This window comes from Geobacter pickeringii, assembly GCF_000817955.1.
GTDB classification, from domain to species: domain Bacteria; phylum Desulfobacterota; class Desulfuromonadia; order Geobacterales; family Geobacteraceae; genus Geobacter; species Geobacter pickeringii.
The window spans coordinates 1242955-1268097 of the sequence record NZ_CP009788.1 but is presented as its reverse complement, the minus strand read 5'-3'; the positions used below and the strand labels follow the sequence as shown (position 1 = coordinate 1268097).

Genomic DNA, 25143 nt, shown 5'->3' with positions numbered 1-25143 from the left:
GAGACTAAAACAGTTCTACGTTATCCCCGAGTGCGTCATCGGCAGCAGCCATCGGCGCAAAGGCCGGATTGAATCCGCCGGCTTCGCCGAAGAGCGCGGCGTGGACCGTCCGCTCGCTGTGCATGGTGTAGCGCTCGGCCAGTTCCCGGAGCCGTGCCTCCCGTTCCCGGGATGAGGCCGCCGGCGCCAGCCGCCGGATCTCCCGGACGAGGTCGCGCAATTCCGCCATCACCTCGCCGGCGAGCCGGTTCGTCGTCTCGTGAACGGTCACCCCGCCGGTGGCGGCTTCGATATCGATGGAGAGCCCCTGCACCTCGCCGTCCATTCGACCGAGAAGCCCCAGCAGCGTCTCGTTCATCCCCCGGATGGTGCCGAGCAGCCCCTTCAGCTCACCGATCAGGCCGTCGATCTCGTCGGCGATGGCGCGAGATTCCTGGTCCTCCTGGCTCAGGTTCACGGTGACGGCAGTCACCTTGCGGAGCGTCTCGGAAACGGCGCCGGTGCGGGCGCGGGCCTCGACGGAAAGGTGCTGGATCGCCTCGGCGAGGACCCCGAGGGCCGCCCCCCCCTCCCCCGTGTTTGCTGCCTTCACCTGGGAGTTGAGGGCGATCAGCTCGATCTCGGAGCCGATCTCCTCGATATCGGTGACAAAGGTGGCGATATCCCCCACCGAAGCCACGACCGATGCCATCGCCTCGGCAAGCCCCCGGTTCGCCCGGGAGCTCTCGGAGAGGACGTCGGCCACCTGGGCCATGCCGTTCTCCATGTCGGCGAAGAACGAACTCCCCGCCTGGTCGGCGGAGCCGGCCATGAGCCGGGTCTCCTCCGACATCCGCGTCTCCTTCCGGGCGATGTCGCGCAGATTTTCCACCACCCGCGCCACCGCCGCGACGAGCTCGTCACGGGCATGGTCGAGCTGCGCCTCCTGGAGCTCGCAGACGTCGGCCACCTCGCCGGCGGCCGGGCCGGGGGTGGCGGCAGACGCGTCCATGAGCGCCCGCATGTCGTCCATGGCCTCTTTCACGTGCTCGATCTGTTGACGGGTAATGTCGTGAAACTGGAGCGAGGTGACCACCGTGGCGATGCTGGCGGCGATCTCCGAGGAGCAGGCGGCAACCGCCGTCGCGGCATCGGAACAGCGGCCGTGGATCGACGCGAGGGTGGCAAGGCTGTCGCGGGTCCGGTCGAGAATCAGGCGGGCGTTGCTGCGCTGTTCGGCCTCAAGGGCGCTTACGCGGGCCAGGGTGACGCCGATCATGGCGGCGAGGGAATTCTTCTCCGCGAGGATGCTGGTCGACTTCTCCTTGATCGACACCGAAAGCCGCTCCACGTCGTCGGCCAGGGTGTTGAAGCCGGCCGCTCCCTCGCCGAGCCGCGCGCTCTCGATCTTCACGGCGGTGCTCAGCATGTGGAGGTTCTTGATGATCTTCTTGAAGCCGTCGAGGGGGTCGTCCACGTGGGTGACGAGGTCGAGGATCTGCTGCAGGGTCTCGGTGCTCTGCTCCGTCTCGCGCTCCGCCTGGGCGAGGTAGTCGGCGATCCGATCGAGAATCTCCTGGAGGGCGGCCATGTCGCGGGAGATATCATCTCCCATGATCCGGCCGGCCACGTCCTGGCTCATCCGCTCCACGGCACCGGCCCGGGCGTAGAAGTCGTGGAGCCGGGCGCCGATGGCGAGGAATTCGTCCTCCGTGGATCCGTTGAGCGCCAGCAGCCGCTGGCCGAGCGTTGCCAGCCGCTCGTTCCAGCCGTCGAAATGGATTGACAGGGGGGCTTCCGCAAGAACCGCGAAGGCTCCGGCTTTGTCCGTCGTCTCGGATTCTGGGGCTCGCCGGAACATCCTCAGAAAAGAATTTTGCACTGAGTGGCACCTCTCTCTGCGGCTCGACCCTTCCGCTTCGAAACCGCGTTTGCGCAATATGTATACCTAATCGTCGTACCCTGCAAAATCTTTAACGAAAATGACACAAAAGCCCTCAGGTTTTTCCTGACTGACCGAAGAATCCGACGGGGCTTCAGAGCAGCCCGTGGCTCCGGATCTCCTGCATAAGCTTCTGCCGGGTGATCGGCTTCACGAGGTAGGAGGTGGCCCCGCCGCGGTAGAACGCCTCCACCACGTTCTTCGGATCGTCGAGGGCGGTGGTCATGATCACTTTCGCCTCGGTGGCAGCGGCAATCCCCCGCTCTTTTTCGTACTCCCTGATCTGGGCCAGCGCCTCGTGGCCGTCCATATTCGGCATCATGATGTCCATGCAGATCAGATCATAGGGGCGCCGCTCCTCGTGGGCGATACGGAAGGCCTGGATCGCCTCGGCGCCGTCAATGGCGATGTCGGTCTCGCCGAGCGGCGCCAGGAGCTCCTTCATGATCTTTCGCGAGATGAAATCGTCTTCCACGATCAATGTCTTCATTAATGTCTCCTTTCGGTCCCTTCCGGCATGCTCCATCCCTCGCCGGCGTTTTCCGTTTTAAGGTCTTCTTTTGCTCTTCGACCGACGGCGAAAATTATTGAGAAAAAAGTTTCATAACCGGCCGAATTCCCTCGCCGATACAAAAAAAGCGCCACGGTTTCCCGCGGCGCTCTCTGTCCCCCCGTCGGCAACGGGTGGTTACTTGAAGTCGGCGTATTTCGAGATGATCAGATCGGTTGCCTTCGCGTCCTTCAGGTGGCACTCAAAGCAGTTCTTGACCGGATCGATGCCGGAGGGTTTCCCTTCGGGGGTGAAGCCGGCAAAAAGCCATCCGCCGGTGGCGCTCTGCTTCTTGTCCTTTTTCATGAGAACTACCATACTTTTCTTCCCCTTGACCGGCTTCCCCCCCTCTTCCTTGATCGTGTAGTTGACCACGACGAAGCGGGCTCCTTCGGAATACTTCCCGCCGGACTGGTAGGGAGGCATTGCCTTCTTGTCGACGTAAATGTGGTGGATGCCATAGAAGAGGGAGCTCTTGTCGCTGATGACCTTCTCCTTGCTCTTCGCCCACTTTTCATAATCCTTCGGCAGAGTGGCCGTATCGGCGGCGGTGGCGGCAGTTGCGGCCACGAGCAGGACGGCGGCCGCGGTGGCGATGCGCTTCATGCTGTTTCCCCTTTCGTGTGCGGAACGTGAACGGGGGCAGGGTAGCGAAAATATCGCCCCGTGTCACGGGAAAGGTTGCTTCAGCGGGCGGCCAGTTTCGGCTTCTGGTGTGCCAGGTCGAACTGGAGCATCAGGTAGCCGTAATGGATGTCGCTGCCGCTCCCCGTGGCGTCGCGGAAGAAACCACCGGTGAAGAAACGGTCATAGCCGGCGATGAGGGAGAGGTTGTCGCTCACCGTGTAGGTGAGGGTGAAATCGGCTTCAAGACCAAGGCGACGGCTGAAGCCTGTTTCCACGTAATTGGCGAGGAAATAACGTCCCGTGGCGGTAAGGTTGAGTTCCTTCGTCAGGTCGACCCCCCAGCCGGCGGTGTAGATCTGGAGGCCGCTGGCACGGTGCCCCGCGCCGGCACCGTCGGTAAGGGTAAGCCCGGAGAGGTCGCCGATGACACTCATATCCCCGGTGAGGGGGGTGTCGTTGGCCTGGTTCAGGAATTCCTTCCGGGCGCTCCCGCCGGTGACGGCGTCGCGGCTCCCGGAGCCGTAGGCGGCGCTGGCGAAGAAATGGTTGGTCAGCCCCCCGATGGGGGCATCGGCGGCAAGGTCCGCATGACCGCCCCAGGCGCCGATGCTCTCGTTGGCGTCCACCCCGTTGAAGCGCCGCCCCGTCTGCCAGACCGGCTCGACCTCAAGGCGTGCCGGGCCGAGCTTCGCCACCCCCCGCAGGCCGAAGCTGTTGCGGTGTTCGCCGGGATGATGGTCGACGGAGCCGGTGTCGCGCAGGGCGTAGGCATCGAGGGATGTCCCTCCGGAGAAGGTCCAGGTGGCGTACCCGCCCGCCAGGTTCCCCGCGATGCCGCCGGACCAGGGGGTAGCGTACCATCCGCCGAAGAGATCGACGGTCAGGGGCTTCACGGGCGAAAGGCGCAGCCGCAGGGCATCGTAGCTGAGCCCCTTGTAGAAGGTGTCGCTGCCGAGCATGAAGGCGCTGCCGTAGACAAGCTCCTGGCGCCCGGCCTTGAAGGAAGTCCCTTCCTGTTTCGGACACTTGAGCTCGGCGAATCCCTGGTAGAGGGAGACCTTGCCGTAGTACTGACTGCCGCCGGTGAAACCGTACCCCTCCCCCTCGGCGTGGAGATCGAGCCAGTCGGTGGGATGCCAGTAGAGATAGGGCTTCACGCGGTAAAGAAAGCGTCCTTCGGCGTGATTTGGCGTGACGCTGAAATCCGGAAGCCGGAAGCTGCCGGCCCCTTCCCCCCGCAGAAAGCCGTTCACCCCTGCCTTGTACTCGAAGGGTGGCTCCTCCGGCTTGGCGAGGACCGCCTCCACGCTCTCCTGCACCGTATGGGGACCGGTACCGTCCGAAGCCAAAGCGGGGGGCGGATCTCCCGCGGCACGGGCGTTACCGCAGCCACCGGCGGTGTAAAGCGCAGGGGTCAGGCAAAGCAGGGCGACAAATCTTTTCATCCGTTCATTCCTCCGTCGTGTAGTTCTGAGATAGATGTGAAGTCCCGCATACCGGGCACCCCTGCATCGAGAGGGGCTTCTCCAGCCGGCAGGCGGCCAGAAGCTCCTCGTTGCGGAAAATCTCCCGGGCCGGACCATCGGCCACGACCGCCCCCTCCCTGAGGACAATGACCCGCTCGCACAGTTCCAGCACCATGTCGAGGTCATGGCTCGTAAAGATCCGGGTGTGATGGAACTCTTTCAAAAGACCCATCAGCTGGCGGCGGGCAAAGGGGTCGAGGCCGGCGGTCGGCTCGTCCATGACGAGGATGTCGGGGGACATGGCGAGAACCGTGGCGATGGCGACCCGCTTCTTCTCTCCCCCCGAGAGCCGGTGGGGGGGCTTTTCCCCCAGGTGCTCCGCCCCGACCCGGCGCAGGGATTCCCGCACCCGGAGCTCCACTTCCTGCGGGGGAAGCCCCAGGTTCTGGGGGCCGAAGGCAACGTCGTCGAATACCGTCGGCATGAAGAGCTGGTCGTCCGGGTCCTGGAACACCATCCCCACCGTTCGCCGCACCTCCGGCAGGGTCTCCTTCGTCAGGGGGAAATCGCCGATCCGGACCTCTCCTGCCGTGGGGACCAGGTAGCCGTTCAGGTGGAGGAGCAGGGTCGACTTTCCCGCCCCGTTGGCGCCGATGACCGCCACGGCCTCGCCGTGGTGGATCCGGAAGGAGACCCCGTTGAGGGCGGCGGTGCCGTCCGGATAGGTATGGCGCAGCTCCCTCGCTTCGACGATATGGTGGCTCATCGGAACATCTCCATAATCCACCCCCCGAAGAGGGCAGGAACATTGACCAGTCGGAAGAGTATGAACAGTGCCGTCCACCCGGTGATGAACAGGATCTCGGGAACGCCGAAGCGATATGGCCGGCGCAGATGGAATTCGCCGCGGAACCCCCGGCAGAGCATGGCAAGGTGGATCCGTTCGGCCCGCTCCCAGGTCCGCAGCAGCAGATGCCCCACGAGGGAGCCGAAGACCCTCACCTCCATCCCCCTCCTGCCGAAGGAGCGCAGTTCCCGGGCCCGGGCCATCCGTGCCCCCTCCTCGGTCAGGACGAAGATGTAACGGTAGAGGAAGAGGAGCTGCACGGCGAAGGTCTGGGGCATCCCCATCCGTTCCAGGGCGCTGCAGACGGAGGTGAAGCCGGTGACGCCAACCAGGACGAGGGCTCCCCCCACCGTCAGCACGGAGCGGACGATGATGGAGGCGAACGAAATCCAGCCGCCGCTGATGCCGACGGGGCCGAGATGGACGAGGATCTCCCGGTCGAACAGCGGGTTGAACACCCCCACCATGAGAGCGAAGGGGCAGAGGAGCGCTATTTTCCGGGCGAGGTATCCGGCCGGGAGATTGCCGAGGGAAACCATGGCCAGCGGAAAGATGAAGAAGGGGACCAGGGCGCTTACTTCGTATCGGTTGAAGGAGATTACCGAAATGATGAAGACGAGGACCACCAGGACCTTGGCCCGCGGGTCGAGCCGGTGGAGCGGCGTGTTCCCGGTCGCCAGCTGATCCAGCCGCTTGAAGTCGAGGAGTGCTCCGTCAAGAGATGCCATGCCCATCTTTCATAAAAAGAGAGGGAGGGTTGCCGTCCCCCCTCCCCCGTGTTCGGCAGAGATTAAGAGCGTGTCCGTGAGTCGGCGTACCGCCTCAGCAGGCCGACTGCTTCCGCTTCTTCAGGACGAAACCGGCCAGCAGGGCCAGGGCCAGCGTCATCAGGACCCCGACGACACCCGCGACACTGGTGCCCAGCCGGTCCGCATCACCGTTCCTGGCCTCGCCTTCGGGTTTCACTCCCCCATTCTGCGGCTCGGCCGGTTTTCTGAAGGAGTAATCGGGGAGGAACGCCGTCTTCCCCTGCACGCCGGCCAACGCCCGGTGGAGTCCCTGCTCCGGCCCTTTCAGCGCCTCCGTGCCGGTCACCCGGGCAATGGCCCATTCAAGGCCGTCGGGGTCCTTGGAAGCGAACCAGGAGACGATCCCCCCCGTCAGAATGGCGGCAGCCAGAAATGCGGCCGCCACCGCACGCAGCGGCCGGACGCCGCTGGGGTGCGCTTCCAGGGCACCATGCAGAATCTCGGGGCGGGCCTTGAATACGAACGAGACAACGGCCACGGTCACCACCCCCTCCACAATGCCGATGGCAAGGTGGATCGGTTGCATGAGGAGCGCGAAGGTCGAAAACGGCAGGGCCGATATCCCCGAAAACCACGTCTCCAGGACAACACCGAACGGTCCCAGCTGCAGGCCGACAATGGCCGAAATCATGATCGCCGTCGTGAGCCGCGCCTGGCTGGGACTCTTCCCGGCGATCCGCCGGTAAACCAGGGGGTAGACGATGAACGCGGGGATGAACCCCATGTTGAACACGTTGCAGCCGAGGGCGAGCAGCCCCCCATCGGCAAAGAAAAGCGCCTGGACCACCAGCACGGAGGCAATGGTCAGGAATGCCGCCCAGGGCCCGAGGAGTATCGTGAGGAGGAGCCCACCTCCCAGGTGACCGCTGGAGCCGGTGGCAGGGATGCTGAAGTTGATCATCTGGGCGGCAAAGAGGAACGCCCCGAGCACCCCCATCAGCGGGACCTTCCGGTCGTCGAGCTCCTGCCGCACCTTCCGCGAGCTGTATGCGATCATCCCGGCCGTGGCGGCCCACATCGTGCCGCCAACCGCCGGGGACAGCAGCGCGTCTGCCATATGCATGAATATTCCCTTCCGAACCATTAATTACCGACGCGGCGATGGGTCGCTGCTCGGTGTTACCAAATTCGAAATCAGTAACACGACATACATACACCCCGCAAACTACCGCGTCAAGGGATTATTCATTCAGATCGGGAACCAGCTCTATTGATTCAACTTGGCATTCAAGACGACACCAATTGCACGTGGCTAACCCAGGTTTCCCCTCACCCGGTCTTCAGCCACTCTCTCCCCTGGGGAGAGGGTTCGACATTCCGCTCGGACCGTCGTCGATGGCAACAGTCCCCCTTTCATGGCGCGGCACTAGCGCCTGACGAAGATCTCCCGCGCCAGGTTGGTGTCGATGGCGAACTCCGAATAGCCGACCCGGAAGATGTACGAGGGGAAGGTCTGCATCAGGTTGATCCGGTTTCCCGGCAGGACCCCCATCGCCATCAGCTTGCGCATCTTGATGTCGTCCTCGGTGAGGATGTATGCGATCTCCCCCTCGTCCCCCGCCTTGAGCTCCGTGAGGGGGACCACGCCGAGGTCGCCGCTCTTTCGGGCCACGTCGCAGCAGTCGCCGGGGGGGATCGGCTTGCCGTGGGGGCAGGTGGTGGGGTGGTTAAGCATGGTGCAGACCTTGGCGTCCACCTCTTCGTGGAGCAGGTGCTCGAACTCGCACGCCTTGTCTTCGGCGTTATCCCCCCGGATGTTGAGGACATCCATCATGAGCCGCTCCGCCAGCCGGTGCCGGCGCACGGTCCGCTTCCCCTCCTCCTTCCCCTCGGCACGGAGGTAGACGCGGCCGTCACGCACCTCGACGAAGGCGAGGGAGGCGAGTTCGGCGTAGGCGGAATCGTCGGCCGGGATCTTGATCTTGTCCGCCTCGAGAAAGCCGCGCTTCTCCTCCTCGACCGCCATCCAGAGCGCTTCGAGGATCTCTTCTGCTTTGTGGGACAGTTTCATATCGTCTCCTTGCACTTATTTTATCTTTTCGAACAGTTTTTTCAGCGTCTTGAGCGATTTCGGCTCCGGCGGATTCTCGTAGAAGCATTTGGGGCAGCGCACCATCCGGCATCCGCCCGGCTTGCCGCACTTGCCGCAGGAGCGGATCCCCTCGTCCTCGGGGAATTCATGTCCGCAAAACCCGCACCGGATCATAGGATCCCCGTGACGAGGATGAGGCGGTTCAGAAGCCAGCCGCTCCCGAAGGCGGCAACGGAGATGAATATGGCGATGATGGTGGCGGTCTTGAGTCCCCGCTCCTTCTTCATCATCAGAAACTGGGCCACGCACGGCACGAAGAGGGTGAGAGTCACCGCCGCCACCACCAGTTGCCGCGGGTTCATGAGCCCCTTGGTCTGCAGGTCGTAGAGACCGGCGGCGCCGTAGTCGCGCCGGAAGAAGCCGAAGATGAAGGCCACCGCCGACTCCTTGGGAAGCCCGATGGAGGTCATGACCGGCTCCATCCAGGCGACGAGCGTGTCGAAGAACTTCGTGATCTTGCCGAGCCAGAGCATCACCGACGCGAAGATGAAGAGGGGGAGAATCTCCAGAAAGTACCACTGCATCCGGGTGTAGGTCTTGGTCATGACGTTGGAGAGCTGCGGCAGCCGCATGGGGGGGAGCTCCATGTAGAACATGGGGGTCTCTCCCGGCATGATCCGGGCCGCCAGCAGCCCGATCACGAGGAAGATCACCAGGAGGCAGACGCTCCAGAGCGCCAGCGCACCCGGCGCCTTGGAGAGGAGCGCCATGATGACGCCGAGCTGGGCCGAACAGGGGATGGCGAGCGCCAGGAGCACCGTGGCGATGATCCGCTCCCGCACCGTCTCCAGGGTCCGGGTGACCATGGTGGCCATGGTGTCGCAGCCGAAGCCGAGCACCATCGGGATCACGGCGCGGCCGGTGAGGCCGATCTTCTTGAAGAGCCGGTCCACCAGCAGCGCGAGCCGCGGGAAGTAGCCGCTGTCTTCCAGGATCGAGAAGAAGAGGAAGAAGGTGGCGACGATGGGGAGGATGATCCCCACGGCATAGCGGAGCCCCAGGGTGATCACCCCGTATTCACCGACGAAGAGCTCCTGGATCACCTCCCACGGGATGAGCCCCTTCACCAGCTTCGAGATCCACGGGTTGAACAGCTCCTCGAAGAGCTTCCCTTCCAGGAAATCGACCAGGGTTCCGGCCCCGAAGACGCCGACGAACTCGTAGAGACCGTAGTAGAGGACGACCAGAAGCAGCGGCACGCCGGTTATGGGGTTGACGGACCAGGAGGAGAGCCGCTCGCCGAAGGTCACCCGGCGCTTTGCGGGAACCTGCACAACCCCGTCCACGAGCCCCTTCACGACCTGCTTCCGCTCCAGGGAGAGGTCGAGGTGGAATGACTCCCGCCGCTCGAAGACCTTCTCCTTCACCCGTTCTGCGATGAGAGGCGCCCGTTCACCCTCCTGGGCCTTCACGAGGCGCGCAATCTCGTCGTCCCGCTGGAGCAGGAGCAGCGCCAGAGCCTTCTTTGCCAGGGTGTACTCGCCGTGGAGGAGCCCCGCGATCTCGTCGATGTCTCCTTCGAGCCGCCGGCTGTAGCCGAAGACCGCATGACGCCCCGCATCGCAGGAGGCGATGGCCTGCCGGATCTCCGGAAGCCCCCGCTTCTTGGCGGTGGCGGCCCCGATGACCGGAATCCCGAGCTTTTCGGCCAGGAGCGGGATGTCGATGACGAGCCCCATCCGCTCCGCCTCGTCCATGATGTTCACCACGAGGATGACCGGCAGCCCCGCCTCCACGAGCTGGATCGTCATGGTGAGCATCCGCTCCAGGTTGCGGGCGTCGAGGACGTGAAGCACCACGTCGGGCTTCTCGGTGAGGAGGATCTCCCGCGCCACCCGCTCTTCCTCGGTGATCGGGAGGATCGAATACATGCCCGGGGTGTCGATGATCTCGTAGGGGGTGCCGTCGATGGTCGCACCGCCGCGGGAGACCTCCACCGACGTGCCGGGGTAGTTGGAGACCGCCACGTAGGCGCCGGTAAGGGCGTTGAAGAGGACACTCTTTCCGACGTTGGGATTGCCGACGAGGGCGACCTTCTTCCCCCGGGCGGAGGGGCTTGTTTCGTTGCCATGACAGGACGATTTCTTCTTGAATAGGGACATCAGGACTACCTCAAGCCATAAATTATGTTAGTGAAAATCACTTTCATGATGCTTCTCAAAAAAACACGCCGCACCCTTCCGCTGCATGCGACGCATGGTGGTACCTGCTACCTCTGACACCGGGCACACAGCCCGTAGAGCTCCAGCTTGTGGGTCTTTATCAGGAAGCCGTGGGCGGCGGCGACTTCGTTCTGGAGCGTCTCGATCGTCTCGTTCTCGAACTCGATGATGGTTCCGCAGCCGGTGCAGACGAGATGATCGTGGTGCTCTCCCTCCCCCACGTGTTCGTAGCGGGTCTGCCCGTCGCCGAACTGCATCTCGCGGGCAATCCCCGAATCGGCGAAGAGCTTGAGGGTCCGGTAGACCGTGGCGTAACCGATGTTGGGGTGCTTCGCCCGGAGCTTCAGGTAGAGTTCCTCGATGCTGAGGTGGCGCTCCGAAGAGAGGAATGCCTCGAGGATGATATCCCGCTGTCTGGTCGACTTGAGGCCCTGCTTGGCAATGTAGTCATGGAAAATCTGCTTTTTGACCCGCTTCATTCCCGCCCCTCAGGTGAAAGTGATTTTCAAATTAGATTATTGCCCGGCGAAAGTCAACCCCTTTCTCCACACCGCTCTCCTCGCGTTTTTCCGCAGGACTTCCCGTGCTGACACCTCAGAAGCCATCGACAATTCCGGCAATTTTTGCCAGAATGACCTTACCTGTCCCCACCGACAGACAAACCTGCGGGAAGATCTCCGGCCGGCACCGACAACAAGCAAGGAAACCGATACTCACCATGAAAACCGCTACAACCCGAGAAGAGCTCTTGAAGGAGCTGCAGCACCTCAGAAAGCGTGTCAGCGACCTCGAGGAACGCGAACGTGCGGCCACGAAAGCCTTCGCCATGTGCCGAAGCGACGAGACAGCGAATTCCGCCAATTCCAGCTGCGAAATAGGAGACCCCAGGGGGGCCGAAGCACGGCTGCGCGACAGCGAGGAACGGTACCGCTCCCTCGTGGAGTCTTCACCTGACGCCATCGTAGTCCATTCCGCAGGGAGGTATGTTTATGTAAACGGGGCCGCCGTTGCCCTCTATGGCGCCGAACGTGCCGACCAACTCATCGGAAAACCGCTTGCCGACTTCGTCCATCTCGACGTACGCGACCTGGTCCGTACCCGAATCCGCCAAATTTACGAGGAGAAGCTCTGCGTCCCCCTGTCGAGGCAAAAGCTGGTTCGCCTGGACGGAGAGGTGATCGACATAGAAACCATCGGCATCCCGATGAATTACCGAGGGGAACCGGCGGCCCAGATCATCATGCGCGACATCACCGCCCGGGTGAAGGCGGAGGGGGAGATCCGACGCCTCAACGACGAGCTGGAGCAGCGGGTCAGGGAACGGACCGCCCAGTACGAGATGGTCAACCGGGAGCTGGAGAGCTTCTGCTATTCGGTCTCTCACGACATGCGGGCGCCGCTGCGTCACATCGAGGGTTACACCCGGATTTTCCTGGAGGAGTTCGCCGAGACGGTACCCGAAAGCGGGAAGGAATATCTGACCCGGATATGCAATGCAACCAGGAGGATGGAAACCCTCATCGACGACCTGCTGACGCTTTCCCGGATAACGACGGGGACACTCACGCTGGGAGATGTGGATCTCGGCGCCATGGCGCGGGAGATCTGCTCTGAGCTGACCGCCTCGTCGCCCCAGCGTCGGGTCCGCATCGTCATTGCGCCGGAAGTCATGGTTCGCGGCGATGCAAACCTGCTCCGGGTGGCGCTGGAAAATCTGCTCGGCAATGCCTGGAAATACTCCGGCAAGAGAGAAGAGACGGAAATCAGCTTCGGCGTGGAGGAGCAGGATGGAAAGCGGGTCTGTTACGTCCGGGACAACGGGGCCGGTTTCAACATGGCATACTCCGGCAAGCTGTTCGGCGCCTTCCAGCGGCTCCACCACCGGCACGAGTTCGAGGGGACCGGCGTGGGGCTTGCGACGGTGAAACGGATCATCCAGCGCCACGGGGGGAGTGTGTGGGCCGAGGGGATGGTCAACGCGGGGGCGACGTTCTACTTTACCCTCCCCTGACACGAGAAGAGCGCACCTGCCGCACAAAACAACCTATTCAACAATTCAGATATCTGATATTCTTGTTTCGGGAGGTGCAATCATGAAAGAACTGCTGATGATGGGAGGCTTTCTCGCCTTCTGGGTCATCCTCAACCGGGTGATCCTCCCCCGGCTCGGGGTTTCGACCTGAATGGCCGATGGCTGCTCTTCCGGTCGGAAGAACGAAAAGAAGGACCGCAACGAAGGGGCGTGATCATCACGCCCCTCTGCTTTTCTGCTCCTCGACGGCGACCAGGAACCCGTCAGGGTCGAAACACCAGAATTCCCTGATGCCGTAAGGTTTCATCTCCAACGGGTAGAAGATCTCCAGCTCCTCCTCCAGCACCGCCTCGTACGTCCCGACGATGTCGCCGACCGTCACGTGGATGGTCATGCCGACCCCCTTGGGATACTCATCGAGCCGCTCTCCAAGCAGCGGATGGGCCCGGGCCACCGCCTCCTCTTCCACGAAGATGATCTCCCCCCTGCCCTGATTCAGGGTCAGATGCTCCGGAGCGCCGCGGGCCGTCAGGGCCCGCATGACGTCGAGCTCGAGGATGCCGCCGTAGAAGGCCTCCGTGGCATCGAGATCGGCCACCGCCAGTTGAATCGAAAACAGAGGGACGCCCACCCGTCAGTTTCCTCCCAACCATTTCATGGTATAGCGGGAGAGAACGCTCAGGTAGTTGGTGAAGATCATGACGCCGACGATGACCAGGAAGACGCCGGTCACGATCTCGAGGACGCGGATATGCTTCTTGAACCGGTTGAATAAGACGAGAAACTGGTGCATGGCGAGGGAGGAGAGGAAAAAGGGGATGGCAAGCCCCATGGAATAGGCGAAGAGGAGGGCGATGCCGTGGAAGACCGTATCCTCGGTGGCCGCCACCATGAGGATCGTCGCCAGGATCGGGCCGATGCAGGGGGTCCAGCCGGCCGCAAAGGCGAGGCCGACGAGTAAGCTCCCCAGATAGCCCGCCGGTTTGCGGTGGACGGTGAACCGCTTTTCGCCCAGGAGCATGTGGATCGGGAGCACCCCCGAGACGTGGATCCCGAAGATGACGATCAGTACCCCCCCCACCTTGCGGATGCTCTCCATATGCTCCTGGAGAAAGCCCCCCACGAACGTGGCCGAGGCCCCGAGCAGCACGAATACCACGGTGAAGCCGGCGATGAAGAGGAGCGAATGGATCATGGTCTGCTGCCGGACCTTGTGGGTCGGGTGCTCCGCCTGGAGATCGGCGAAGGAGAGACCGGTGATGTAGGTGATGTACGAAGGGATCAGGGGGAGTACGCAGGGGGAGAGGAACGAGAGGAGCCCCGCGAGAAACGCGCCGAAAAAGGTGATGTTGGCTGGCTGCATGGATACCTCGAACCGCCGGACCGGGCCGCTACGGTTTGTTCATGATATCGGTGAGATACGCGACAACGTCGGGACGGTCCCACTCCATGCCGCCGACGACTTTTTTGAGTATAACACCCCGTTTGTCGATGACAAAAGTCTCGGGGACGCCGGTGATGCCGTACAGCGTGCCGGCCCGCTTGTCGGTGTCGGGGAGCGTGGGGAGGGAGTACCCGCTCTTGCGGAAGAACTCCTCGATGGCGACCTTCCCCCCCTCGTCGATGGAGACGCAGAGCATCCGGAACGGTTTGCCGGCCATGGCGGCATTGAGCCGCATGAGGGAGGGGATCTCCTCCCGGCAGGGAGGACACCAGGTGGCCCAGAAGTTGACGAGGACCACCTGCCCCTTCAGATCGGAGAGCTTCACCAGCTCGCCGTTCAGGGTATTCAGGGTGAAATCGGGGGCGGGACTTCCTTCGACAGCCGGCTTCTGCGGGCGGGAACAGCCAAGCAGCGCCACCAGGATGAGTACCGGGACCATGCGGGCAATCTTCATCATGTTCATCGTCTTTTCTCCGGAGGGGTGATGGTGTACTTCTCCATGCGATAGATCAGGGTGTGGCGGGGGATCCGCAGAAACCGGGCCGCCGAGCTCTGGTTCCAGTTGTTGCGCTCCAGGGCCTCGACGACTATCTCCCGTTCGAGCTGTTCCAGCGAGTACCCTTCGTCCGGAAGGTTGACGACGGGGCACTCCCGCGGAGCGCTCCGGCCGTGGCGCACCTTCTCCGGCAGATCCTCGGGGGTGATGGTGTCGCCGTTGCGCATGATGAGCATCCGCTCCACCGTATTCTCCAACTCCCGGACGTTGCCAGGCCAGCCGTAGGCGGCCATGACCTCCAGGGTCGCCGGCGCAAAGGCCACCGCAGCCCCGCCGTGCTTGGCGACGAAATGCCGCACCAGCAGCGGAATATCCTCGGTGCGCTCCCGCAGGGGGGGGAGGTGGACGGGGATGACCGAAAGGCGGTAGAAGAGGTCTTCGCGAAACCGCCCCTCCTCGATCGCCTCTTCGAGATCGGCGTTGGTGGCGGCCACCACCCGCACATCGAGCTTCTGGGGCGCCGTTCCTCCCACCGGCTGCACCTCCTTTTCCTGCAGGGCGCGCAGCAGCTTCGACTGAAGCTCCACCGGCAACTCCCCCACCTCGTCGAGGAAGAGCGTCCCGCCATCGGCCTGCCGGAACTTCCCCACCTTGTCCTTCACGGCGCCGGTAAATGCCCCCTTCACGTGGCCGAATAGCTCGCTCTCCAGCAGGTCGCGGGGGATGGCGGCGCAGTTGATGGCGACGAACGGAGCGGAGCGGCGGCCGCTCTGGCCGTGGACCGCCCGGGCAACGAGCTCCTTGCCGGTTCCCGACTCTCCCGTGATGAGCACGGTTGCTTCGGTGTCGGCAACCCGGCCGATAATCCGGAAGACCTCCTCCATCCGCCGGGAGATGCCGACAATGTTCCGGTAGGCCTCCCGCTCCGACAGCTCTTCCTTCAGACGCCGGTTTTCCCGGGAGAGCCCCTGCATGTCCAGGGCCTTGAGCACCGTCAGGCGCAAGGCGTCACGGTTGAACGGCTTGGTGATGAAATCGTAGGCGCCGAGCTTCATCGCCTCCACCGCCGTCTCCACGGCACCGAAGGCGGTGATGACGATGACGAGGGTCTCGGGTGATTTCTCCTTTATCTGCTGGAGGAGCTGAAAGCCGCCCATACCGGGCATCTTGAGGTCGGTGATCACGAGCGCCGGCCCCCGCTCCTCGAAAAGCCGCACCCCTTCTTCGCCGCTGCCGGCGGTGAGCACCTCGTACCCCGCCTCCTGCAGATTATACTCCAGTACCCGCCGCAACGAGACGTCATCGTCAACGATCAGGATTCGCTGCATGGTCCTCTCCTCGCTTTTCACTCCGCACTCCTCATCGGGGGAGCCACACCCGGAACGTCGTTCCCTTCCCCGCGCCGCTTTCAACGGCGATCGTGCCGCCGTGGGCCTCCACGATCCGCTGCGTGATGGCAAGCCCGAGCCCGGTCCCCCCCTCCTTGGTGGTGAAGAACGGGGTGAATACCCGTTCGATGTCGGCGACGGCGATCCCCTTTCCCGTATCTCTGAATGCAAGCTCCACCCCGGCGGGGGCCTCGCCGCTGGCAGCGACGGGTGTCACCCGCACCGCGACGCGTCCCCCCGGGCCGGTGGCCTGGATGCCGTTCAGCAGGAGATTGAAAAACACCTGCCGGAGCCGCTCTCCGTCCCCTGACACGGGAGGGATTTCCGCCGCCTCCAGGTCGAGCCGCACCTGACGGCCGGCCGCCTGCCCCCCGAGGAGCGTAACGACCTCCCGCAGCTCGGCGACAATGTCACAGGTTGTGCGCTCCACGTCGATGGGGCGGGCAAGCCGGAGGAAGTCCTCCACGACCCGGTTCAGCCGGTCGGTTTCCTTGAGCAGGATCTCGAGGAATTCGTATTTTCGGTCCCCCGGCCGGAAGTCGTCGCGGAGAATCTCCGCCGTTCCTCTGATGGAGCCGAGGGGGTTGCGAATCTCATGGGCAAGCATGGCCGACAGTTCGCCGACGGTCGACAGGCGCTCGGCGCGACGAAGCTGCTCCTCGATTTCAATGATCAGGTCAGCCTGGCGCTGGAGCGTGCGGTACGACTCTTCGAGCCCCTGGGCAGTCCGCTCCAGTTCACCGCGGCGCAGCTCCTCCTTCTGGCAGAGAAACCCCGTGACGCCGCCGACCACGTTGTACAGGAGTATTTCGAGGAATTTTTCAAGTTCCAGAGAGGGCTGCACCCCCCACTGGAAGAGGACGTGGGGGGCGTAGAGGACGCTGACGATGATGGAGGAGATCAGGCCGCCGCGCAGCCCGAACCAGAACGCCGCCATGATGATCGGGATGTAATAGAGACGCTGCAGGATATCGTGCAACGCCGGACGATGGAGAGGGGTCAGGTAGTGGAAGAGACTGATCCCGACGATGGAGGAGGCAAGAAGCAGGATGCGTGGCATTCCGGACGGCTTCATGGATCAACTATTAGTTCATGAAGGGGGATATTGCAAGGGCAAATCTGAGCGACAAAGCCCACGGCCGCCGACCGGCAAAGGAGAACGGTTCTGGTGCCGTGCGCTACTGCTTGCGGCTCACCACGTAATCGGCGAGCTCGATGAGGGCATCCCTCTCCGAAGAATCGGGAAAGACGTTCAGGTGGGATTTGCAACGGGAGGTGTATTCGGTGGCGACCTCGGTGGTGTACTGGATGCCGCCGTATTTGTGGACCAGGGTGAAGACCGACTCGAAATCCCCCGGTTCCATGGCGTCCTTTTCCACGATGGCGGCGATGGTCTCACGCTCCTCGTCGGTGCAGCGGCGGAGCGTGTGGATGAGGGGAAGGGTGATCTTCCCTTCTTCGAGATCGTGGCCGATTTCCTTGCCGAACTGCTCCTCCACGGCGGTGTAGTCGAGGGTGTCGTCCATGAGCTGGAAGGCGATCCCCAGATCCATCCCGTAATCGCGGAGAGCCGCCACCTGCTCGGGAGAAACGCCGCCAAGGATGGCGCCCGCCTCGCAGGCGGCCGAGAGAAGGACCGCAGTCTTGCTCTTCACCACTTCGATGTAGCGCTCGTGGCTCATCTCGAGGTCGCTCGTGCAGAGGAGCTGGAGCACCTCCCCCTCGGCAATGATGGTGGTGGCGTTGGACATCACCTTGAGGACCTGCAGGTCTCCCGCGTCGACCATGAGGGAGAAGGACTTGGAGAAGAGGAAGTCGCCGACGAGGACCGAGGCCTCATTCCCCCAGACCTCGTTGGCCGACGCGTTGCCGCGCCGGAGCGTAGCGTTGTCGACCACGTCGTCGTGCAGAAGGGTGGCCGTGTGGATGAACTCGATGACGCTCGCCAGCGGCACATGCCGGTCGCCCTGGTAACCGCACAGTTTCGACGAAAGGAGGAGCAGCGCCGGACGAATCCGCTTGCCGCCGCTGGCGAGGACGTACTCTCCCACCTTGCGGATGAGATAGACATCCGACTCCAGATCCTTTCTGAACTGTAATTCGACGTTTTTCAGGTCTTCCCCGACAAGGGCAAGGGCAGCGTGCATCACATATCCTCAGGCAAATTTTCGGCAATACTAAAGGAATATCGCCGCTGTTGTCAAAGCATTTCTCCCCCGGACCGAGGCAACGCGGCCATTCCGCAGAGAACTGCCGGGGGCGGTCGCCCCCTCCCCCTCCGTTGTCCAGCGGCAGCGAAGGCAAGACTGCTTTGTCCATTGCCATCACCCCCTGCCTGGTTTATAACTTCCCTATGCCCGTCAGAAAACCCCTTATCATGGCCGTGCTTGTCGCCCTCGCGGCCCGGCACGGGGTGCGCTTCAACAACCTGTTCACCATCACCAACGCCCCCATCGGCCGCTGCCGCAAGCACCTCGAATCCACGGGGGCCTACGAGCGCTACCTCGCGCTCCTCGCCACCAGCTTCAACCCTGATGCGGCCCGTTCCATCATGTGCCGGCCCCTCGTAAGCGTCGACTGGAAGGGTTTCCTGTACAACTGCGACTTCAATCAGGCGGTCGGCCTTCCTATCACGGGGAAGTCCGGCAACGCCATAAAAATAGACGACCTCAAAGTGGCGGCCTGCACCGGCGCCCCGCTTTTTCTGGCGCAGCACTGCTACTGCTGCACCGCCGGCGAAGGTTCCAGCTGTACCGGCGCCCTCGCCTGAGACCTCGACCGACTCCAGGAGGAACCCATGAACGCACCCGCATTGTGGCAACGCTACCGGAAGCATCTCTTTCACGACCCCGAAACGGGGCTCATGCTCGATGTCAGCAGGATGAATTTCCCAGACGACTTTCTTGCCCGCATGGAACCGGCGATGCAACGCGCCTATGCGGAGATGGAGAATCTGGAACGGGGAGCCATCGCCAACCTCGACGAAAACCGGATGGTGGGTCACTACTGGCTGCGCGACCCCTCCCTCGCACCCAGCGAAGAGATTGCGGCGGAGATTGTGGAAACCGTGGCACGGGTGAAGGAGTTCGCCGCCGGCATCCACGGGGGAACGATCACCGCACCGGGAGGAACGCGGTTCCGCCGGCTGCTGGTGATCGGCATCGGCGGGTCGGCCCTCGGGCCTCAGTTCGTGGCCGACGCCCTCGGCACGGCCGCCGACCGGCTGGAGCCGCACTTTTTCGACAACACCGACCCCGACGGCATGGACCGGGTCCTCGCCAGGCTGGGGAACGGACTGGCAGAAACGCTGACCGTGGTCATTTCGAAAAGCGGCGGGACCAAGGAGACACGGAGCGGGATGCTTGAGGCCCAGGACGCCTACCGCCGTGCCGGCCTTGATTTCCACCGTCATGCGATGGCAGTTACCGGCGCGGGAAGCGAGCTGGACCGGACCGCCACCGAGGCCGGGTGGCTGGCCCGCTTCCCGATGTGGGACTGGGTGGGGGGGCGGACGTCGGAGACTTCCGCCGTCGGCCTTCTCCCGGCGGCGCTCCAGGGGATCGACATCGACGGGATACTGGCAGGTGCCCGGCAGTGCGATGCCCTCACCCGCCGGCGGACGACCGCCACTAACCCGGCGGCACTCCTGGCCCTCATGTGGCACCACGCCACCGGCGGGCGGGGTACCCGCGACATGGTCATTCTCCCCTACAAGGATCGCCTGCTCCTCTTTTCCCGGTACCTCCAGCAGCTTGTCATGGAGTCCCTCGGCAAAGAGCGCGACCGCACCGGCACTGTGGTGAACCAGGGGATCGCGGTGTACGGCAACAAAGGATCCACGGACCAGCACGCCTACGTCCAGCAGTTGCGGGAGGGGATCAACAACTTCTTCGTGACCTTCGTCGAGGTGCTGCGGGATCGCGACGGGAAGTCTCTTGAGGTCGAACCGGGGGTGACGAGCGGCGACTACCTCTCGGGCTTTTTCCAGGGGACCCGCGCCGCCCTCCACGAAAACGGCCGCGAATCCCTCACCATCACGATCCCGGAGGTTTCTCCCGCCACGATCGGGGTCCTGATCGCCCTCTTCGAACGCGCCGTCGGTCTCTACGCAGCGCTGACCGACATCAATGCCTACCACCAGCCGGGGGTTGAGGCGGGCAAAAAGGCGGCGGGGGTGGTTCTGAAGCTCCAGGCCGAGGTCATCGCCCACCTGCAGGGAGGGGGGGAACCGGCCACCGCCGACGAGATCGCCGCCGCCATCGGGCGTGACGTCGAGGTAGAGGCCGTCTTCCACATCCTGCTCCACGCCGCGGCCAACCCCGACCACGGGGTACGGATATTTGCCGCCGAACCGCTCTTCCAGAGCCAGTTCGGCACGGCAGGATGACGTCGTCGGCTGCAGATGCTCGCCGCCCACGCCATCTCGTTTCGTCTATGCCACGGGAACGTCGGTCGGAGCTGAAGTGTGATGAGGGGGGTCGTTCAGACCCCCGATTTCAGGTAGGGAATGAGCAGGTGAAGGGTGCCCGAGGTGTCGGGTTTGACCGGGAAGCCGGTCACGGGGTTGGCGTCGGCCATGCCAACGGAAATGATTATGGTTTCGGATTGCCCGGGAACGAGCATCCGCGGCCCCCACTGCAGCATGATGACCCTATTGTTCGGACTGGCGAGGGGAACCCGGTCTTTCTCTTCGGCAAAGGTGCCGATCTTGTTGGAGAAGTAAACGAGATCGGGACGCAGCCCGTCCTGCCACTCGATGAAATTCGCCGTGCCACTCTGATTGTGGCTCTCGCCCGCGGCCTCGTTACCGTAGTCGAAATAGCCCGCCCACCCGTAGTTGAGGGGGCTGATTGCCGTTTCGTACTTGATGAGCCGGTCCTGAATCCATCCGACATTGCCCGTCGATGTCCCGTAATCCCCCACCCACGGTTCATCACCATAGACGTAATAGTAACCGGCAGGGTTTCGTCCGATGTTTCTGATGGTGATGGCGAGGGTCGTATGACGGGCACCGGCCTTGAATGACGCGATGCGTTCGACCCGGAAGGGAGTCCCGTCAATATCGACCTCATGGTTGCTCGTCAGAACGAGTTCTTCGTCGGTCTTCATCGTGACCGAACTGCCGAGGAACCTCCAGGTGGATGGTGCAATCGGGGCTTCCGGATGCTGCCCCGAGGCGATCGACTCGTTTACGTTGCACCAGGTATGCAACCACTCCTTGCCGTTGTAGTAGGCCATCCCGGTTTCGTTCATCGTGACGCGCTGGTCACCATTCAGATCGAAGGGAAGTCCCCCGCCGACGAACAGTCCCTTGGTCTCCAGGCCGGCACTGTCGATGAACCGGCTGAAGCACATCAGATAATATGTTCCGTCGGCCATGTAAGACCGGACGTAACCACTCCCGTCGAACCGGAACCACTCCGTATCCAGGTGGGCTATCCCGCTCGCATGCCCGACACCGCCGCGAAAGAATCCGAGCACTCTCTCGACGGGAAACGCAAAGACGACCTGGTCCTCGTCGCCGAGAATCAAGTCGTCTGTCAATACGATGGCACCATTTTTGTCCCTGAGGGCATAGAGTCCTTCCAGATGGCCGTAGAAATGAAAGTGGGCCGTCGAGACGAGAATTCCGACCAGCACGACGGCACAGATGCAGACAATCCGGCGCCAACTCTCGAAAATGGTCATGAGTGCTCTCTTGAGCATAGGCATGGTGACTCCCCCCGCCTGAGTGGGACGTGTGCCGGCAACCGGCAGGACGCCTCTCCCGCGCATCACATTAAACCACATCGCTTATTTCGATAAATGCCACGCAAGACTTCGACAAAAGCGATTACGTATACAATACTGTCATCATGTAACATCGCGCCACATAATAATTTTTCATTACCACAGTCACATCGAAAGCGACAAAGGGGGACATTTCAACGGTGAGGCTGGAAGGATGGCGGGGAGCTGTCCTGATGACTGGTGACGGCAGGGTTGGGGATGGAGAGGAAAGACGGGGAAGAATGGGAGGGGCGGGTTATTCCATTTCCTTAATGATCTTGTGATACAGATCTTCGGCGTCAATGCCGCAGACGGTCTTGCCATCAACAACGGCAAAGGGGGTCTTGTGGCACGGCCCGCATTTCCTGATGCAGTCCTTGATCTTCACATCAAGTGAGGGGAAATTCTCCCTGAGCTTTCGGTACGCCTTGTTTTTTCCCTTGTTGTGCTCACAGAATCTCACCTTCACGGAGACCTCCACAGGCTCGTGCGGGAGGGCAGGCAGGACCGCCCCTCCCGCACCGCAAACCGATTGTCAGGCCCCCTGTCCGGCGGCGGGAGGCGGCGTAAAGACCCGGGCGCCAAGTTCGGTATCGATCATCAGGAGCCCGTAGCCGTTATCCCCCACGAGCTTCAGCTTGCCGATGATCTCACGATCATTCTCCTCCTCCTCGATCTGCTCGGTAATGAACCACTGGAGAAAAATCTGGGTGGCGTGATCCTTCTGCTGCACCGCCAGTTCGGTCAGGTCATTGATACATTTCGTGATGTGTGTTTCGTGCTCAATGGTTTTCTGGAACATGGCCAGAAGGTTGGCAAATTCGCTCGGCGGTGCATCAAGGGGACCGAGCTTCACATGCTCCCCCTGGCTGTTGATGTAATCGTAGAACTTCGTAAAGTGAACCATCTCCTCCTGGTACTGCACCATGAACCAGTTGGCGGCCCCCTTAAGACCGAGGAAATTGGCGTAGGACGACATGGAAAGGTAGAGGTGGGCGGAATAGAGTTCCGTATTGAGATGCCCGTTCAGTGCCACTGCCATTTCAGTGCTCAGCATAGATGAAAAACCTCCGTGAGTTCGATAAGGGCCGGCAATCAGCCGAGGATGAACGCCTTGCCGGCCGCCATGACCGCCGCAAGCCTCTCCGCGGAGGACGCCTCGCCGTAAAGCCGGACGACCGGCTCGGTTCCCGACTTGCGGAAGAGGAGCCAGCTGCCGTCTTCCAGAATGAATTTGCTCCCGTCGACGGTGACGGTTTCCCTGACCTTCAGGCCGGCGAATTCCCCCGGCGCCTGGTGCTGCTTGGCGGCATACCCCGCCTCGAGCTCCGGGGAGAGGGTAATGTTCTCGCGCTTGGTGACAAACGTGCCGACCTCGCCATAGAGTCTCTCCAGAAGGCGCTTTACCGACATCCCCTCCCGCGCCACCATCTCCGCCACGAGGAAACAGGCGAGAATGCCGTCCTTCTCCGGCACATGCCCCTTGATGGTGAGGCCGGCGCTCTCTTCCCCCCCAATGATGATGCGGTCCTGGCTGATCAGTTCGCCGATGTACTTGAACCCAACCGGCGTCTCGATCACCTCAATCCCGTGCTTGCGCGCCACCGCATCGACGAGATGGGAGGTGGCGACGCTGCGCGCCACCGCGCCAGTCATCTTCCGGACCCGGACGAGGTAATCGAGCAGCAGCGCGATTATGTAGTTGGGCTCGATAAACGTGCCATCCTCGTCGATGATGCCGAAGCGGTCGGCGTCGCCGTCGGTGGCGATGCCGAGCCTGATTGCCGGGTCTCCCTTCACCAGATTGATGAAATCCTGGATGTACTTTTCAGAAGGCTCGGGAGGAAAGCCGCCGAAGTACGGGTCTCGATGCATGTTCATGGTCCGGACGGACACCTTGTGGGCCGTGAGGGGCTCGTCGAGGTAGCCGCGACCGGTGCCGTAGAGGGCATTGACCGCCACGGTGCCGAGCCCCGCAATGGCGGCAAAATCGACCTTTTTCTCAAGCTCCGCCAGGTACGTCCGCCGGGGGTCGATCTCCTCCAGCAGACCGGAGCGGGCCGCCTCATCCAGCGCGAGCTCCCGGTAGCAGACCTCGCCGAGCATCTCGTTGGCGCGTCGCTCGATATCCCCCGTTGTCTCGGGGAGCGCCGGCCCGCCCCACGAGGGAGAAAACTTGATCCCGTTATACTCTGGGGGGTTGTGGCTGGCCGTGAAGTTGATCGCCCCGGCGGCACCGCGGCGGAGGATCTCAAACGAGACCACCGGCGTCGGGGTGTCGCGCTTGCAGAAATAGGCCTTGATCCCCGAACCGGCCAGGACCCGCGCGGTCTCCTTCGCGAACCGCTCACCCATGAAACGGGTGTCATAGGCGACGATGAGCCCCTTGTCCCGTTCGCCGATGGCTGTCACGTGGTCGGCAATGGCCTGGGTAACGACCTTCACGTTCTCGAAGGTGAAATCCTCGCAGAGAATACCCCGCCACCCCGAGGTTCCGAAGGCAATCCGATACATACAGTCCCTCCCCTGTGAATGGCCTTCGCAACGCGCGAAGGCCTGAATTTGCAGGCAGTGAAAAGCGTAATACAGACCCCCCGGCGAGTCAAGCGCAAGGGGCTTTTGAGGGGATTTTTCCTGTTGACTTTCTTCTTTTGGAATTGCTAGATTTAAAAATACGCGATTTACGGAAAACACAGACGTTAGGAGGTTTCATCATGCAGTGTCAAACCGTTCTTCCTGGTACCGAGTGTACCTTCTGGGGAAAACAAGGTTGCATATTCACCGGCGGTTCCTGCCAGGTTGTGGTCGAAAACTGCGAGGGGTGTGAGCGTGTCGTCGACGGTACCATCGGCAAGGTCTGCAGCGCCTACCCGGCGCCGGACAAGAAATGGACCGCCGGCATCTGCAACTTCGCCACCCACGTGAAAGTCGAGATCAAGACCGAAGATCTCAAGGTCAACCCGCTCAAGGCTTCCAAGAAGGCCTCCGGTGGCGGCGGCAAGAAGAAGTAACCCGTTTCCGCCGGACGCTTGGCAAAGGGGGGGAACCAGTTCCTCCCCTTTCTTTTTGCCCAGGAGGAGCCCATGCCCTTCGACTACCTTGCCTGCCCCCGATGCGGGGAGAAGGTGAAAGCATACCGCAATCCGGTCCCGACGGTCGATATCATCATCGAGACCGACGGCGGCATCGTGCTCATCGAGCGGAAAAACGAGCCGCTCGGGTGGGCGCTGCCGGGAGGTTTCGTCGATTACGGCGAGACGCTGGAGGCGGCAGCCGTCCGGGAAGCCCGCGAGGAGACCTCGCTGGAGGTCACCAACCTTCGGCTCCTCGGATGCTATTCCGACCCATCCCGGGACCCCCGGCAGCACACCATCTCGGTGGTGTTCGTCGCCACCGCATCCGGCCTGCCGGCCGCCGCGGACGATGCCGCGAATGCCGTCGTCTTCCCCCTCGCCACTCTCCCCGAACGTCTCTGCTTTGATCATCGCCGGATTCTCGACGACTACCTGAAGAACGCCTCGCCCGTAACCAGCCGCTAGC

The 25143-nt window shown here is 62.6% G+C and carries 26 protein-coding genes; 5 read left to right on the top strand and 21 right to left on the bottom strand.

Annotated features, from left to right (window positions below; genetic code table 11):
* Positions 1-4: 4 nt before the first annotated feature.
* The 11 genes from GPICK_RS05730 to GPICK_RS05680 form a co-directional block, all read right to left on the bottom strand.
* On the bottom strand, positions 5-1840 hold the full coding sequence (locus tag GPICK_RS05730) for a methyl-accepting chemotaxis protein (protein WP_052263311.1): 1836 nt from the start codon (positions 1838-1840) through the stop codon (positions 5-7).
* Between the two features lie 175 nt (positions 1841-2015).
* Positions 2016-2411 (bottom strand): response regulator, encoded by a 396-nt coding sequence (locus GPICK_RS05725; RefSeq protein ID WP_039741236.1) that lies wholly within the window; start codon positions 2409-2411, stop codon positions 2016-2018.
* Positions 2412-2609: 198 nt separating this feature from the next.
* Positions 2610-3077, bottom strand: coding sequence for a cytochrome P460 family protein (locus tag GPICK_RS05720; RefSeq protein WP_039741235.1), 468 nt, complete (start codon positions 3075-3077; stop codon positions 2610-2612).
* Positions 3078-3157: 80 nt separating this feature from the next.
* Entirely contained in the window at positions 3158-4543 is a 1386-nt protein-coding gene (locus tag GPICK_RS05715) for an alginate export family protein (protein WP_236685660.1), read from the bottom strand.
* A gap of 4 nt (positions 4544-4547) precedes the next feature.
* On the bottom strand, positions 4548-5330 hold the full coding sequence (locus GPICK_RS05710) for an energy-coupling factor ABC transporter ATP-binding protein (protein WP_052263310.1): 783 nt from the start codon (positions 5328-5330) through the stop codon (positions 4548-4550).
* A complete protein-coding gene (gene cbiQ, locus GPICK_RS05705) occupies positions 5327-6145 on the bottom strand; it encodes a cobalt ECF transporter T component CbiQ (RefSeq protein ID WP_456236259.1) in 819 nt (272 codons plus the stop codon). Before cbiQ ends, GPICK_RS05710 begins: the two co-directional genes overlap by 4 nt.
* 88 nt (positions 6146-6233) lie before the next feature.
* A complete protein-coding gene (locus GPICK_RS05700) occupies positions 6234-7283 on the bottom strand; it encodes an energy-coupling factor ABC transporter permease (RefSeq protein WP_039741233.1) in 1050 nt (349 codons plus the stop codon).
* A 303-nt stretch (positions 7284-7586) separates the two neighbouring features.
* Positions 7587-8231 (bottom strand): metal-dependent transcriptional regulator, encoded by a 645-nt coding sequence (locus tag GPICK_RS05695; RefSeq protein WP_039741231.1) that lies wholly within the window; start codon positions 8229-8231, stop codon positions 7587-7589.
* A 15-nt stretch (positions 8232-8246) separates the two neighbouring features.
* Positions 8247-8426: a hypothetical protein gene (locus GPICK_RS05690; protein WP_039741229.1), complete on the bottom strand. Its 180-nt coding sequence runs from the start codon at positions 8424-8426 to the stop codon at positions 8247-8249.
* A complete protein-coding gene (gene feoB, locus GPICK_RS05685; protein ID WP_039741227.1) occupies positions 8423-10414 on the bottom strand; it encodes a ferrous iron transport protein B in 1992 nt (663 codons plus the stop codon). The genes GPICK_RS05690 and feoB overlap by 4 nt, the downstream gene beginning before the upstream one ends.
* Before the next feature lie 107 nt (positions 10415-10521).
* Entirely contained in the window at positions 10522-10953 is a 432-nt protein-coding gene (locus tag GPICK_RS05680) for a Fur family transcriptional regulator (RefSeq protein WP_039741225.1), read from the bottom strand.
* 239 nt (positions 10954-11192) lie between these two features.
* Between GPICK_RS05680 and GPICK_RS05675 the strand changes: the two genes are divergently transcribed.
* Positions 11193-12485: a sensor histidine kinase gene (locus GPICK_RS05675; protein WP_052263309.1), complete on the top strand. Its 1293-nt coding sequence runs from the start codon at positions 11193-11195 to the stop codon at positions 12483-12485.
* A 238-nt stretch (positions 12486-12723) separates the two neighbouring features.
* Here the strand turns inward: GPICK_RS05675 and GPICK_RS05670 are convergent, their stop codons facing one another.
* From GPICK_RS05670 to GPICK_RS05645, 6 genes are all read right to left on the bottom strand, one after another.
* A complete protein-coding gene (locus GPICK_RS05670; protein ID WP_039741224.1) occupies positions 12724-13137 on the bottom strand; it encodes a VOC family protein in 414 nt (137 codons plus the stop codon).
* 3 nt (positions 13138-13140) lie between these two features.
* On the bottom strand, positions 13141-13869 hold the full coding sequence (locus GPICK_RS05665) for a cytochrome c biogenesis CcdA family protein (protein ID WP_039741222.1): 729 nt from the start codon (positions 13867-13869) through the stop codon (positions 13141-13143).
* A gap of 28 nt (positions 13870-13897) precedes the next feature.
* Complete coding sequence (locus GPICK_RS05660) at positions 13898-14407, bottom strand: TlpA disulfide reductase family protein (protein WP_039745366.1); 510 nt, start codon at positions 14405-14407, stop codon at positions 13898-13900.
* Positions 14408-14409: 2 nt separating this feature from the next.
* Positions 14410-15774 (bottom strand): sigma-54-dependent transcriptional regulator, encoded by a 1365-nt coding sequence (locus GPICK_RS05655; RefSeq protein WP_162483475.1) that lies wholly within the window; start codon positions 15772-15774, stop codon positions 14410-14412.
* A gap of 31 nt (positions 15775-15805) precedes the next feature.
* A complete protein-coding gene (locus GPICK_RS05650; RefSeq protein ID WP_236685659.1) occupies positions 15806-16894 on the bottom strand; it encodes a two-component system sensor histidine kinase NtrB in 1089 nt (362 codons plus the stop codon).
* Positions 16895-17012: 118 nt separating this feature from the next.
* Positions 17013-17981, bottom strand: coding sequence for a polyprenyl synthetase family protein (locus GPICK_RS05645; protein ID WP_039741216.1), 969 nt, complete (start codon positions 17979-17981; stop codon positions 17013-17015).
* A 230-nt stretch (positions 17982-18211) separates the two neighbouring features.
* Here GPICK_RS05645 and GPICK_RS05640 point away from each other — a divergent pair, with 230 nt between their 5' ends.
* Both GPICK_RS05640 and GPICK_RS05635 read left to right on the top strand, forming a co-directional pair.
* The gene (locus GPICK_RS05640) at positions 18212-18604 is read left to right on the top strand and encodes a DUF3641 domain-containing protein (protein ID WP_236685658.1); all 393 of its coding nucleotides are present in this window, start codon (positions 18212-18214) and stop codon (positions 18602-18604) included.
* 27 nt (positions 18605-18631) lie between these two features.
* Positions 18632-20221: a glucose-6-phosphate isomerase gene (locus GPICK_RS05635; RefSeq protein WP_039741214.1), complete on the top strand. Its 1590-nt coding sequence runs from the start codon at positions 18632-18634 to the stop codon at positions 20219-20221.
* A gap of 95 nt (positions 20222-20316) precedes the next feature.
* Here the strand turns inward: GPICK_RS05635 and GPICK_RS05630 are convergent, their stop codons facing one another.
* The 4 genes from GPICK_RS05630 to GPICK_RS05615 form a co-directional block, all read right to left on the bottom strand.
* Entirely contained in the window at positions 20317-21522 is a 1206-nt protein-coding gene (locus GPICK_RS05630) for a hypothetical protein (RefSeq protein ID WP_236685657.1), read from the bottom strand.
* Positions 21523-21859: 337 nt separating this feature from the next.
* Positions 21860-22072 carry a DUF1450 domain-containing protein gene (locus GPICK_RS05625; protein WP_039745362.1) on the bottom strand — a complete coding sequence of 71 codons (213 nt, stop codon included), beginning with the start codon at positions 22070-22072 and terminating at the stop codon, positions 21860-21862.
* A gap of 66 nt (positions 22073-22138) precedes the next feature.
* Entirely contained in the window at positions 22139-22660 is a 522-nt protein-coding gene (locus tag GPICK_RS05620) for a ferritin (RefSeq protein ID WP_039741210.1), read from the bottom strand.
* 38 nt (positions 22661-22698) lie between these two features.
* On the bottom strand, positions 22699-24117 hold the full coding sequence (locus tag GPICK_RS05615; protein ID WP_039741209.1) for a phosphoglucomutase/phosphomannomutase family protein: 1419 nt from the start codon (positions 24115-24117) through the stop codon (positions 22699-22701).
* Positions 24118-24317: 200 nt separating this feature from the next.
* Between GPICK_RS05615 and GPICK_RS05610 the strand changes: the two genes are divergently transcribed.
* Both GPICK_RS05610 and GPICK_RS05605 read left to right on the top strand, forming a co-directional pair.
* Positions 24318-24614, top strand: coding sequence for a PxxKW family cysteine-rich protein (locus GPICK_RS05610; RefSeq protein WP_039741207.1), 297 nt, complete (start codon positions 24318-24320; stop codon positions 24612-24614).
* A gap of 72 nt (positions 24615-24686) precedes the next feature.
* Positions 24687-25142, top strand: a complete 456-nt coding sequence (locus tag GPICK_RS05605) for an NUDIX domain-containing protein (protein ID WP_039745360.1) — start codon at positions 24687-24689, stop codon at positions 25140-25142.
* Position 25143: the final 1 nt, after the last annotated feature.